General features: G+C 68.0%; 11 protein-coding genes. 5 read left to right on the top strand and 6 right to left on the bottom strand.

What is annotated here, in order from left to right:
• Window positions 1-53: 53 nt before the first annotated feature.
• From CXR04_RS34415 to CXR04_RS34395, 5 genes are all read right to left on the bottom strand, one after another.
• Window positions 54-1,739, bottom strand: a complete 1,686-nt coding sequence (locus tag CXR04_RS34415; protein ID WP_159072430.1) for an apiosidase-like domain-containing protein — start codon at window positions 1,737-1,739, stop codon at window positions 54-56.
• Window positions 1,740-1,853: 114 nt separating this feature from the next.
• Window positions 1,854-2,987, bottom strand: coding sequence for a glycoside hydrolase family 99-like domain-containing protein (locus CXR04_RS34410; protein ID WP_101426086.1), 1,134 nt, complete (start codon window positions 2,985-2,987; stop codon window positions 1,854-1,856).
• Window positions 2,977-3,741 (bottom strand): ATP-binding cassette domain-containing protein, encoded by a 765-nt coding sequence (locus tag CXR04_RS34405; RefSeq protein WP_101426085.1) that lies wholly within the window; start codon window positions 3,739-3,741, stop codon window positions 2,977-2,979. The genes CXR04_RS34410 and CXR04_RS34405 overlap by 11 nt, the downstream gene beginning before the upstream one ends.
• Window positions 3,738-4,772 carry an ABC transporter permease gene (locus CXR04_RS34400; RefSeq protein WP_101426084.1) on the bottom strand — a complete coding sequence of 345 codons (1,035 nt, stop codon included), beginning with the start codon at window positions 4,770-4,772 and terminating at the stop codon, window positions 3,738-3,740. Before CXR04_RS34400 ends, CXR04_RS34405 begins: the two co-directional genes overlap by 4 nt.
• Before the next feature lie 31 nt (window positions 4,773-4,803).
• Window positions 4,804-5,898 (bottom strand): sugar ABC transporter substrate-binding protein, encoded by a 1,095-nt coding sequence (locus CXR04_RS34395; protein ID WP_159072429.1) that lies wholly within the window; start codon window positions 5,896-5,898, stop codon window positions 4,804-4,806.
• Window positions 5,899-6,031: 133 nt separating this feature from the next.
• Here CXR04_RS34395 and CXR04_RS34390 point away from each other — a divergent pair, with 133 nt between their 5' ends.
• Both CXR04_RS34390 and CXR04_RS34380 read left to right on the top strand, forming a co-directional pair.
• Window positions 6,032-7,117 carry a LacI family DNA-binding transcriptional regulator gene (locus CXR04_RS34390; protein WP_199850588.1) on the top strand — a complete coding sequence of 362 codons (1,086 nt, stop codon included), beginning with the start codon at window positions 6,032-6,034 and terminating at the stop codon, window positions 7,115-7,117.
• Between the two features lie 445 nt (window positions 7,118-7,562).
• Window positions 7,563-7,982, top strand: a complete 420-nt coding sequence (locus CXR04_RS34380; protein WP_101426082.1) for a VOC family protein — start codon at window positions 7,563-7,565, stop codon at window positions 7,980-7,982.
• A gap of 63 nt (window positions 7,983-8,045) precedes the next feature.
• On the opposite strand, the gene CXR04_RS34375 is transcribed toward CXR04_RS34380, so the two are convergent.
• Window positions 8,046-8,846, bottom strand: coding sequence for a DeoR/GlpR family DNA-binding transcription regulator (locus tag CXR04_RS34375; RefSeq protein WP_101426081.1), 801 nt, complete (start codon window positions 8,844-8,846; stop codon window positions 8,046-8,048).
• A 252-nt stretch (window positions 8,847-9,098) separates the two neighbouring features.
• Between CXR04_RS34375 and CXR04_RS34370 the strand changes: the two genes are divergently transcribed.
• The 3 genes from CXR04_RS34370 (at window position 9,099) to CXR04_RS34360 (ending at window position 12,424) form a co-directional block, all read left to right on the top strand.
• Window positions 9,099-10,373, top strand: coding sequence for an ABC transporter substrate-binding protein (locus CXR04_RS34370; RefSeq protein WP_101426080.1), 1,275 nt, complete (start codon window positions 9,099-9,101; stop codon window positions 10,371-10,373).
• 165 nt (window positions 10,374-10,538) lie between these two features.
• Window positions 10,539-11,498, top strand: coding sequence for a carbohydrate ABC transporter permease (locus CXR04_RS34365; protein WP_101424710.1), 960 nt, complete (start codon window positions 10,539-10,541; stop codon window positions 11,496-11,498).
• Window positions 11,495-12,424 carry a carbohydrate ABC transporter permease gene (locus CXR04_RS34360; RefSeq protein ID WP_199850587.1) on the top strand — a complete coding sequence of 310 codons (930 nt, stop codon included), beginning with the start codon at window positions 11,495-11,497 and terminating at the stop codon, window positions 12,422-12,424. The genes CXR04_RS34365 and CXR04_RS34360 overlap by 4 nt, the downstream gene beginning before the upstream one ends.
• Window positions 12,425-12,516 lie beyond the last annotated feature (92 nt).

Genomic DNA, 12,516 nt, shown 5'->3' with positions numbered 1-12,516 from the left:
GGGCCCGTGGGTTCCTCCGAGCCGGCGATGCGGAGGGCCTTGCCGTCGCCCGGCTACCGGGCCGACCGGGTGACGAGCAACGCCCAGTCGTCGGCAGCCGTGGGCCCGGGCGGGAGGTGCGCGGTGCCCCGGGCATCGGTGATGCCGGCAGAGCCGGCGGGTGTGTACCGGCCGGTCCGCGGGTCGAACCACTTCAGGGTGTAGGTGCCGGGCGTCAGGCCCGTGAGGGTTCCGGTGTAGGGCTCGCCTCCGTCGAGGCGGTGCGGGTAGTACACAACGGTCGTCGAGCGGTCGGGGGTCGTGGACGCGAAGGCGAGTTGCGTATCGGTGGGCGCGGTGCCCGCCCAGGTGACGGCGGTCGGGGCCGGGGCAAGCCGCCACCACGGGAGTGCGGTGAAGAAGGACCTCAGATGGCCCATCTGGGCGGCGCCGGGCAGCGCGAGCCCCTCGTCCCACGGAGTGCTGCCGTAGTTCTGGCAGTTCTCGTTGGCGTCCTGGGCGGTCCAGCACGTCCACCAGACGCCGGCGGCACCGTAGTTGTTGCCGGCGGCTCCGCCGACCCGCGCTTTCCACGCGCTTTCGCGGGTCTGCCAGTTCTGCACGATCGCGTGGTTGTCCCAGTACACGTCGATGCCCTCGTAGTTCGCCTCGGCCTCGACGACGGGGCGGGTCGGCGTCTGCCGGTACTGCTTCAGCCAGTAGTCGGCGACGCCGTCGACCCTGTTGTGCCCCTCTTGCAGCGTGACGAGTCCGTACCAGGACCGGTCACGGGGCTGGACACCGCCGCCGGCGTAGATCGGGTAGTTGTGCAGCGACGCAGGCTGCCGGTACGGATCGGTCTCGGCGAAGACCTCGGCGACCTGCTCCCAGCACTGGGCGCAGTTGGCGGGGTTGTCGAACTCCTGCGCCGTCAGCCAGACCATGGGGTAGGCCGCGTAGCGGGCCACCATGTAACGCGCCAGGCGCTTGTACTCGGGCAGTTGGTCCTTGGTGGCCTCGGTCAGGCTGCTGCCTACTCCCATGGCGAGGGCGTCGACGATGCCCTTGTCGGCGATGTACTCGATCCGCCGGTCGACGTCGTCCCAGAACGTGGGGTTGAGGGTCTGGAAGGTGCTGTCGGTCCAGGCGGGTCCTCCTTCGTTCGCGGTGCCGTCGTGATTGGCGAAGGTCTCGTTCCAGATGACGTTGAAACCCTGCTTGTCGCGGGTGTCGACGATCCCCTTGAACTGCGAGGTGAACCGGGGGTCGTTGGACTCGCTGTACCTGGTCTGGCTGACGAGGCTGCTCTGCTGGTTGTCGCCGAGCCAGAAGAACGGGGTGCCGTCCGCGTAGGTCATATAGCGGTTGTTCGCGCTGGTCTTGAGGAAGCCGTGGCGGTAGATCGGAAGATCACCCCGGTACGCCTTGGCGTCGATGGTTCCGCGGTGCCTGTCCAGCCCGCTGTCCGGGCTGTCGGTGCTGGTGGTGTAGGTCCAGCGCCCCGGGGAGGGTGGGGAGAACCGGATCCGCCAGGTGTCGCCCCCGTCCCAGAAGCCGGGCATGGTCAGCCGACGCCCGCCCGGCCCGGTGAAGGTGGCGGTCAGGTTCACGTCGCGGTACGGGTCCGCGTAGTCGACGGCACTGTGCAGGGGGATTTCGACGGGCCGCCAGGTCTCGGCGCTCAGTCTCGGGCCTCTGGCCGCGGCCGGGGCTTCGGTGTCGAAGCCCGTCAGCAGCGCGGCGGACGCCGTTGCCGCCATGAGGGCAGCAGCGGAAAGTCGCCAGCGGGACAACATACGTTCCACCCTTCTTGAATCGATTCATTCTGGGCGGTGCATTCCCCTACCGGTACGGCACGGGGTGTCGGGGCTTGCTCAGGCGCGGGACGCGGACCGGGGCCGGCGTTCACGCGTGATCCGGGAGAGGGTGTCCAGGTAGGCGGTGCCGAAGCGGTCGTCGGGTTCGAGGTAGCTGTCCTCGGTCCACTCGTTCCACGCGTTGATCAGCACCGCCGGAGCTCCGGCGCGCTCGGCGACCTCGATGGCCTCGCGCAGCGCCGTGCCGAAGACCTCCGGGGAACGGTCCGCGGTGATACCCGTGTACGGGTAGCCGCGGTCCCGGTCATGGTCCCAGCGTTCGGTGCGCGGGCTCGGGTCCCACCCCACCGTGACGTTGGGCAGATACGGCACCGTCTCCTGGCCCAGGTAGTGCGGCCACGACTTCGACGCCTTGGCCGCGACATGCGCGTACGGGGCGACGGGGAAGCGGTCGAAGCCGTGGTCGTCGTGGTGCCACCACGTGTAGTGGGTGGTGCTGTCGGCACCGAGCGCGGAGAGCACGTCCAGGCGGTCGTCGACGAACCGCGTGGAGACCAGGTTCAGGTGAACGTCCACCCCGGCGTCGGCGGCCCGGATCCGGAAGCTGTCCAGCAGCCCGCGGGTGGCCGCCACGCCGCCCTGGGCCTGAAGCAGGTCGGGGAGGTCGTAGATCGAGAAATAGGGCCGGCCGTCGATGCGCCAGTACGCGGGGTGCGTCAGGTAGTGGTCCAGGACGTGCTGGGTGGCTCGCTCGAAGGCGTACGTGCTGGTAGGGGCGTGGAACCAGGTCGCCGGGCCGCTGTTCGCGGCAGGTGCGGTCGCCGGGTACAGGTCATGCCAGGGGTGGTTGGCCCACATGAGGGCGAAGCGGAAGTCGCCGTCGTCCAGCGCAGGCACCAGCGCCTCGTCCAGAAACCGGTTCAGGTACGGCCCGTCGTCAAACCAGTACCAGTCGAGAACGAAGCCGTCGAGCCCGGCGGCTCGCGCCGCCTCGACCTTGCGGCGGCCGACGGCCGGGTCCGCCTCGTCGGCGGCACCCCACAGAGGGCTGCGCGGCCAGTGGTGGCCGGGGAAGTGCGGCTCGGCCGCCCGGAGCACCTCCCACTCCGTCCAACCCCGGTGGACGAGGACATCGTTGCGCGGGTCGGCGTGGTACTGCGGGAAGTAGTAGGCAAGCAGGTCAGTCCGCAACGGTTTCTCCCCCGTGGACGATGAGACGGACGACTTCGTCGACCGAGGAGTCGGCGGTGTGCCGGATGCCGGCGACCTCCCCCAGTCGGAGCACCATGATCCGGTCTGCGGTCTTCCACACCTGCTGGAGGTTGTGGCTGACGACGATGACGCTCGTCCCCCGGTCACGCAGATCCCGGATCAGCGTGAGCACTCGCTCGGATTCCTGTACGCCGAGGGCTGCCGTCGGCTCGTCCATGATCACGATGTGGGCACCCTGAAGCAGCACGCGGGCGATGGCGACCGTCTGGCGCTGGCCGCCCGAGAGCAGGCTCACCGGGACGCGGACGCTGGGAAGCCGGAAGGTGAAGTCGCGCAGAACCTCCTCCGACCTGGCGATCATCGTCTTGCGGTCGACGAAGGGGCCGCGGCGGGGCTCTCGCCCCAGGAACAGGTTCGACGCGACGTCCCGGGTGTCCACCAGAGCCAGATCCTGGTAGACGGTGGCGATCCCGGCCTCGGATGCATCGAGCGGGCCTTTGAAACGCCGCTTGGCACCGTCCACTTCGATCGAGCCCCCGGGATCGGGATCGTAGGCGCCCGAGAGGAGCTTGATCAGTGTCGACTTGCCGGCACCGTTGTCTCCGACGACAGCCAGTACCTCGCCCTTCTTGAGATCGAACGAGACCCCCTTGAGGGCGCTGACGTGGCCGAAGCTCTTACTGAGGTCGCTGGTACGCAACACCGTGGTGGACTGTCCGGCTGCGGTGGTCATCGGCGGCTCCTCCTCTCCGCGATCGCACCGAGCACGACGGCAAGCACGAACACCAGCCCCCGGACGAGTTTCTGGGTGTAGGAGTCGACGTCGAGCAGGGTGAGGCCGTTGTTGAGTACGCCGATCAGCAGCACACCGGCGAGCGTGCGCTGGATACGGCCGGCGCCTCCGCCCAGGCCGATGCCGCCCAGGAGCACCGCCGCCAGGACGTCGAACTCCGCTCCCTGGCCGAACGCCGGCCCGCCCGAACCGGCGCGCCCGGTACTGATGATGCCGGTGATGCCGGCCAGGACCGCACACAGGACGAGCACCGCGACGTAGAGCGGACGCACCCGGATGCCTGTGCGCTGGGCCGCGATCTCGTTCCCCCCGGTGGCGTAGACGTGGTAGCCGAACCGCGTGTAGCTCAGGACCACGTACAGCACCGCGTACAGCACGATCATGACGATGAGGGGGGCGGGGAGTCCGAGCGGGCGGGAGTTGACCGCGTCCTGCAGGGTGGTGTCGGTGACCACCACGTTCTCCCCGTCGGTGATCTGCAGCGACAGACCGTAGACGGCGATGCTCACCGCGAGGGTGGCGATGATCGAATTGATGCCGACCCCGACCACGAGGGTGGCGTTGACAGCGCCGACGGCGAGGCCCACGAGGAGACCCACGGCGAGGGAGGCCCAGATGCCCAGCCCCCAGTTCTGCAGGGCAGTCGCGGTCATCACCGAGGTGAGTCCCTGCGTCGCGCCGATCGTCAGATCGAGCTGACCGGCTATCAGGGCGACGGTCATGCCCGCGGCGAGAATGCCGGTGACGGCGATCGCCTGGCCGATGTTCAGCAGGTTCCGCTCGGTGAGGAAGAACTCGGAGTTCACCGAGAAGTAGATCACCAGGGCGAGCAGCGCCAGGTAGATCCCGAGGTCCAGCGCCAGGTCGGCCAAGGAGCGGCGGCGCACTGCGGTTTCGGCCGCGGTCCCCGCGCCGCCCCCGTCCCCGGGGCCGGGGGGCGCGAGGCCCGCGGTCTTGTGTGTCGTGGTCATCGGTGTCCCTTCGGGATCCGCGCACCGGCGGCTACTTCGCGCCGGCGTCGTCCGGGTAGTACTTGTCGACGTTGTCGGCCGTCAGCACGCGGTTGACCTGGTACTCGGCGAAGTCTTCTGCGCGCAGTGTGGCGATCGCGGCCTCGACCCAGTTCCAGCCCTCGGCGTAGGGCTGGTAGTCGATGGCGCCGATCAACATGTCCTGGTTCGCCCGGTCGCGCAGCGCGTGCCGAGCGGCCGTGTCGCCGCCGTTGGCCACCGCAAGGACGTCCTGGTCGCGCCGGCCTGACTTGGCCGCGTTCAGCGCCCCCACCACGGGCTCGTCCCCGTAGCTGACGACGGCGACCACGTCGTCGGGGTGTGCGGTGAGGAAGTCGGTAAAGGTGTCCTGCGCCGCCGCGGTCGGGTCGGTGCCGGGCGGCACCAGGCGGAAGGTGTCGGACTTGGAGACGCCCCACTCCGCCTGCGCCTTGGCGAATGCGGCGTTGACGCGGGCGTCGCACGGCGGGCAGTTCCCCGCACTGATGCCGGCGACGATCAGCTTCCTGCCCTTCCAGGCGCTCTTCTGCTTCTCCTTGACCGGGCCGGTGAGCTGCTCGACGGCGAGTTCGCCGACCTGCCGGTCATTGATCCCGAAGTCCGTGGCGCCCTTCATCGCGCCGTCGATGAGCAGGACCGGGGTCTCGTCGCGGTTGGCGGCCGCGACCGTCGGGGCGTTCAGGCTGCTGCCTCCGCCGCCGACGAGGTCCGGTTGCTTGACGGCAAGGTCGTCGTACTTCGACTGCGCCTGGTCGTACTTGAAGGCGAGGTCGGCCTCCATCAGGTCCACGCCGTAGAACTCCGCCGCGGCCTTCATCCCCTGCGACCAGCTCGCGAAGAACGGGAAGCTGGTGGAGGGGTTGATGAACGCCAGCCGGTACCTCTCGTGTGTCTTGGGCACCGCGTACAGCGACCGGACCTTGTAGGTCCCCGTCGCCTCGGCCACCTCGGCCGCGGTGTACGAGCCCTTGCCGCCCTCGACCATCTCGCCGGAGCCGTCCTCCACACCGCACGCGGTCAGCACGAGGGCCACGGACACTACGACCGTGAGCCCGCCCAGACGGCGACGACTCGTGTTTTCAGGCATGTAGAGTCCCCTTCGCTGCAGGTGAAGTGGGGTGTAAATTTTGGAACGATTCAATGCCGTTACCGTAGAGAGCCGGGTATGGGCCGTCAAGGGTTTGCGCACGGCCCCGGTGAGAAACGAGGTTGAGTGACGCGTGCACGCTGAGAAGACCCCTCCGGCGCCGGGCCGGGTGACGATCAGGGATGTCGCACGAGCCGCCGGGGTGGCTGTGGGGACGGTGAGCAACCTGCTCAACGCGCCCGACAGGGTCACACCCGACAAGCGGCGGCGCATCGAGGCCGCGATCCAGGAGCTGGGCTACGTGCGGAACGTGGGCGCGGCCACCACGCGCGCGGGCCGCAGCGCCGCCCGTACGATCGGCTTGGTCGTCGTCGACGTTGCCAACCCGTTCTTCACCGAGGTCACCCGGGGCGCCGAGGACGCAGCGAACGCAGCGGGCCGCCTGGTCATCCTGTGCAACTCCGACTCCGACTCCCACAAGGAACGCCAGTACCTGCAGGTGCTGGAGGAGCAGCGGGTGCTGGGTGCACTGATCTCCCCGGTCGCCTCCGACCGCCGCCGGCTCGTCTCGCTACGGGAGCGCGGCATGGCGGTGGTGCTCCTCGAACGCCAGCACCGGGGCTTCTGCAGCGTCACGGTCGACTCGGTCCAGGGCGGCGACCAGGCCGTGAGTCATCTGCTGGACCTGGGCCACCGGCGCATCGCCTTCGTCTCCTCCGGGCTGTCCGTGCCGCAGTTCAGCGACCGGCTCAAGGGAGCCCAGCAGGCGTGCCGGCGCGCCGGCCTGGACCCCGGAGCGACGCTGGTCCACCTGGAGTCGCCGCACATAGACGGCCACCGCACCGGCCGGGAAGCGGCAGCGCGTATCGTCGGCGAACGGCTGCCGGTCACGGCGGCGTTCGCCGCCGCCGACGTCATCGCCCTCGGCCTGATCAACGAGCTGACGTCCCGCGGACTGTCGGTCCCCGGCGATGTCTCCGTCGTCGGCTTCGACGACATCTCCGACGCACTCCACGCGCCGGTCCCCCTCACCACCGTCCGGCAGCCGATGCGCGAACTGGGGCGCCTCGGCAACGAACTGCTCATCGCCGAGGCGACCGACCCGCGGCACCGGCACCGGCAGCACGTCCTCGACACCGAACTGATCGTCCGCGCCTCGACCGCGACGCCCGCCGCGGGCGCGGCCGGCGTGCGGTGGAGTCATGTACCGGGCCGTTGAATGGTTTCATCACTCTCTGAAGACGCACCCCACTCGGGCCGACAGGGGCTACGACCTCGCATCCCCGGGTCCTGTGCAGGGAAATACTTCATTCGCGCCACCCTCTTCTACGGCCGCGAGTACCTGACGCTCAACGCCATCAGCGGGGTGGACCTCGCCCTGTGCGACCTGCTGGGCGAACTGCACGGGCGGCCCCGTCTACGAGCTGCTCGGCGGTCCGGTCCGCGACGAACAGGTCTTGCTGGCGCCGGCCGTGGGGTCGGCGGGGGTCAGCTCAGGGCGAAGGCGGATGGGACGCCGGCGTGTCGTTCGGCTGGCAACCGGCCCCGTAGGACGTGTCCGCAAGGACCAGGACCAACGCCCGATGGGCGGACGGTCCCCTGGCACCTAGGCTCCGTGACACCGCCGGGTCCCGGCGGTGTCACGTCGATCAGGAGGCAGTGCTTTGCCGGCTGACGCAACAGCTCACGTACGCATCGCCCGCCCGTCGCGCGACCTTGAGGCGGCGGAACGTTTCTGGACCTCCGGTCTCGGTCTCGACATCCAGTACCGGCACACGGCGGACGGCACTCCCGGCCAGCATTCACTCCTCATGGTCGGCTGGCCCGAAGCCGCCTGGCACCTCGAACTCGTCCACGACCCCGCCGCCCCCGTCGATCCGCGACCCACCGTTGAGGACCTGCTGGTGATCTACCTCGGCGAACCGGTGCCCGACAGCCTCGTGGAACGGCTTGAACTGCACGGTGGCAAACGGGTACCCGCTCACAATCCGTACTGGGACACCTGGGGCGTGACGGTCCAGGACCCCGACGGATACCTGCTGGTGCTGACCACCCGGAACTGGCCCCGCCAGCCGCGGCGCTAGCCGACCGGTTGCGAAGTCGGAGGCGTGGGGCACGGCTCGATCCGCTGTGACCACGCCGCTGTCTCACACGCTGATCACTTCGATCCCGGCGTCGGTGAGGCGAGCGATCATTTCGCCGGAGGCGGCCGAGTCGGTCACCAGGACGTCGATACCCTCCAGGCCGCAGATCCTCGCGAACGCCCGCCGCCCCAGCTTCGAGGAGTCGGCAGCCACGATCACCCGGTGGGCGCGTTCGGCGAACAGGCGGCTGATGCTCGCCTCTTCCTCGTGATGGGTCATCAGTCCCAGACGGGAGTCCACACCGTCGACGCCGAGGATCGCGACATCCAGCGCCACGTCGCTCATGACGCCGCTGGCCAGTGGGCCGACGAGCTCGTATGTCTGGGGACGCGCGACGCCGCCGGTCAGCACCAACTTGATCTGCGGCCGGACCGCCGCTTCGCTCGCGATGTTCAGGGCATTCGTCACCAGGGTCACGCTGGGCGCCGGCGTCCCCGCAACCTGCTCGGCGCCGTCTCCTGCTGCCCGGATGATCAGTGCGCGTGCCACCTCGGTCGTGGTCGTACCACCGTTGATGCCGACCACAATCCCCTGGCCGATCTGACCGGCGACCGCCTCCGCGATGCGGCGCTTCTCCGCGGCGTTGTGGACGGACCGGTAGCGGAGGGGCAGTTCGTAAGACACTCCATGGGCGATGGCTCCGCCCCGCGTACGCACGAGCAACTGCTGCTCAGCCAGCTCGTCGAGGTCCCGGCGGATCGTCGCCGCCGACACCTCCAGGACCGACGCCGCCTCCTCCACCTCGAGCCGGCCGTTCTCGGCCAGGTGCTGCAACAGCGTGCTCCACCGGTCGTGCTTGGACATCCCACCGTCCCTTCTCGCGAAGTCCGCCGAGCATCGTAGCCCTGTGCGCAAGTGCACGATCACGCAACGTGGCCCCTTCCCCTGGGCCGCCGTCGGCCCGTCACGTCACAGTTCGGGGGTGACGTCTGGACGAGGGACATCTGTGGATGCATACTCACGCCAAACAGGATGCGCGATACTGCTCTGAGAGCGCCAGATTCGATCAACTTCAAGCATCCACGCGAAAGTGTTCCCACGAAGGTGGCGTCAGAGATGCGCAAGAGCACGATCAGGATCCTCTCGGTCTGCGCTGTCGGTGCGCTGGGCCTCACAGCTTGCGGTGACGACGGGGGCGGCGGCGACGGTGATGGCGGGGCGACCACCATCAAGCTGGTGGCTGCCGATTACGGGGATAAGGCGTCGAATGCGTCCAAGGTGTACTGGGACGATGTCGTCAAGCGTTTCGAGGCGAAGAACGAGGACATCAAGGTCGATGTTCAGGTGATCAACTGGAATGACATCGACACCAAGGTCAAGACGATGATCCAGGGCGGGAACGTTCCGGACATTCTGCAGACCGGTGGGTATGCGGACAAGGTCGCTGATGATCTGCTGTATGAGGCGGATGAGGTGCTCTCGCCGAAGACGAAGTCGAATCTGATCGAGTCGTTCGCGAAGGCGGGCGAGGTCGATGGTACGCAGTACGGCATCCCGTTCGTGTCCTCGGCGCGGTTGATGTTCTACAACAAGGAAGTCCTGGGCAAGGCCGGTGTGGAGGTTCCGCAGAGCTGGGACGATGTCGCGGCGGCGGCGGAGAAGATCAAGGCGGAGAAGGCCGCGGAGATCCCGTATGCGCTGCCGCTGGGTCCGGAGGAGACCCAGGGTGAGTCGATGATCTGGGAGATCGGCAACGGTGGCGGTTACACCAATGCCGAGGGCAACTACTCCATCGACAGTGCGCAGAACGTGGAGACGTTCGAGTGGCTGAAGGAGAACCTGGTCGACCCGGGTCTGACGTATGAGAACCCGGCCACCACGGACCGGAAGACGGCGTTCGCCGACTTCGCGGCGGGGAAGGTGGGGATGCTCAACGGGCACCCGACGCTGATCCAGATGGCGAAGGACGGCGGTGTCGACTACGAGGTGGCGCCGATCCCCGGCAAGGACGGCCCGCTGGATTCCACCCTGGGTGTGGCGGACTGGATGATGGCGTTCAAGGACGGCGGGAAGCAGGAGGAGATCAGGAAGTTCCTGGACTTTGCGTACTCCATGGAGAACACGCTGAAGTTCGACGAGATGTACAACCTCATGCCGGTGACCACGGACACCCTGGAGGAGATGCAGTCGAACGGGAAGCACAAGGACCTGGAGCCGTTCTTCGAGGTGCTGCCGGCCGCGCAGTTCTACCCGCTGGGCAGCACGAGCTGGGACGTGGTGTCCGCGGAGATCAAGAAGTCGGGCGGCAAGGCCGTCTCCGACGACCCGGGCAAGGTACTGGGCGAGTTGCAGCAGAAGGCCGAGGACACCGCCGCCGACATGGGCGAGTGACCCCGCACAGGTGATGCGCTCTGGGTGACCGTTTCCGGGGCCGGGCCGCCGCGCAGTAAGCCGCGCGGCGGCCCACCCCCCGGGGCGTTGTCGCCTGGGGTGTTCCCCCCTCCCGTAGCCCCCCGTGCGGTCCCCTCAGCCGCCGTACTCGCAAGGAGTTTCCCCGTGCCCGTCACGGTCAAGGAGCCCGCGGCCGCTGCCGGTCCCGGGCCCGGCGGGCGGAAGACCGGGCCGCAGCGCCGCCGCCGTCGCGGCGGCGGTCTGGCCCGGCTCGGTCCGCTGCCCTGGATTGCCCCCGCCGTCCTGCTGATCGTCGTGGTGGTGCTGTGGCCCATCTACGAACTGATCCGCACCTCGTTCCTCAACGTCAGCATCAGCGGTTTCGTCCGCGGCTCGGCCGGCACCGAGAAGTACCGCCAGCTCTTCGACGAGTCCGGCTTCGGCAGCGTGCTGACCATGACAGTGGTATGGACGATCGCCGTCGTCGGCGTGACCATGCTCCTCTCCCTGGGCCTGGCCCAGTTGTTCAACAAGCCCTTCCCCGGCCGCACCGTCACCCGCTGGGCGCTCATCGCCCCGTGGGCCGCCTCCGTGCTGATGACCGCGATCGGCTTCCGCTGGATGCTCGACCAGACCGCCGGCGTCCTGAACACCCTGATGACCGACATCGGCCTGACAGACGGCCCCAAGGACTGGCTGGGCGATCCCGCGACCGCCTGGCCGTGGATGATGTTCGTCGCCGTGTTCGTCTCACTGCCGTTCACCACCTACACCCTCCTCGCCGGGCTGCAGACCATCCCCCACGAGGTGTACGAGGCCGCCCGCATCGACGGCGCCAACTCCCGCCAGACCTACTGGCGGGTGACCGTACCCCTGCTGCGGCCCGCGTTCCTCGTCGGCTTCGTCATCAACCTCATCAACGTCTTCAACTCCTTCCCCGTCATCTGGGCCATGACCAAAGGCGGACCCGGCAGCGACACCGCCACGACCACGGTGTTCATGTACCAGTTGAAAGACACCGACATCGGCGAGTCCGCCGCGATGTCCGTCGTCAACTTCGCCATGGTCGTCGTACTCGTCCTGATCTTCCTCAAGGTCAGCCGCTGGAACAAGGAGGACGCATGACCCTCTCCGCGCCCTCACACACACCCGGAAACGGCCCCATCCCCCAGCAAACCCGCGGCAAAAACACCAACACCAGCACCAGCACCAGCAGCGGCAGCGTCAAGCGCCGGAAGTACGGCCCGCGCACCCTGGTCATCGCCGCAAGCGCCTGGATGCTGGCCGTCATCTTCATCGCCCCCTACCTGGAGATGATCATCACCGCGCTGCGGCCCGCGGACGAACTCCGCGACCGCACCTACCTGCCCACCTCCTTCGAGTGGCACAACCTCGTCGACGTCTGGAAGGAATCCACCCTCGGCGACAACCTCCAGGTCACCCTCCTCATCGCAGGCGGCGCCACCCTCCTCGTACTGCTCGTCTCACTGCCGGCCGCCTACTACACCGCCCGGGTCCGCTACCGCGGCCGCAAAGCATTCCTGCTGCTCGTCCTCGTCACCCAGATGTTCCAGCCCACCGCGCTGCTCATCGGCCTCTACCGCGAGTTCCACCAGCTCGACATGCTCAACTCCACCTGGACCCTCATCCTGGCCAACGGCGCCTTCAACCTCGCCTTCGCCATCTGGATCCTCACCGCCTACATCTCCTCCATCCCCGCCGAACTGGAGGAAGCCGCGATGGTCGACGGCACCGGACGCTTCGGCGCACTGTTCCGGGTAACGCTGCCACTGGCCATGCCCGGCGTGGTCACCGCCCTCATCTTCACGTTCATCTCCACCTGGAACGAGTTCGTCATGGGCCTGACCCTGATGACCGAACCAGAGAAACAACCGCTCACCGTCGGCATCAACAACTTCATCGGCAACTACACCGTCGAATGGAACTACCTCTTCGCCGCCTCCGTCGTCGCCATCATCCCCGTCATCGTCCTCTTCGCCTTCATCGAACGACACGTCGTCTCCGGACTCACAGCCGGATCCGTGAAATAAGGCAGACGGCGGGCCGAGACCGGATTCTTCTTCCCACCGCTCGGCACCTTGGCAATCGTCCGGGTGCATTCCTCACCAACATCCACGTCAGA

Source organism: Streptomyces sp. CMB-StM0423, from assembly GCF_002847285.1.
GTDB lineage: Bacteria > Actinomycetota > Actinomycetes > Streptomycetales > Streptomycetaceae > Streptomyces.
Note: the sequence above shows the minus strand (reverse complement) of the source record. Positions and strands in the feature narration are given on the sequence as shown.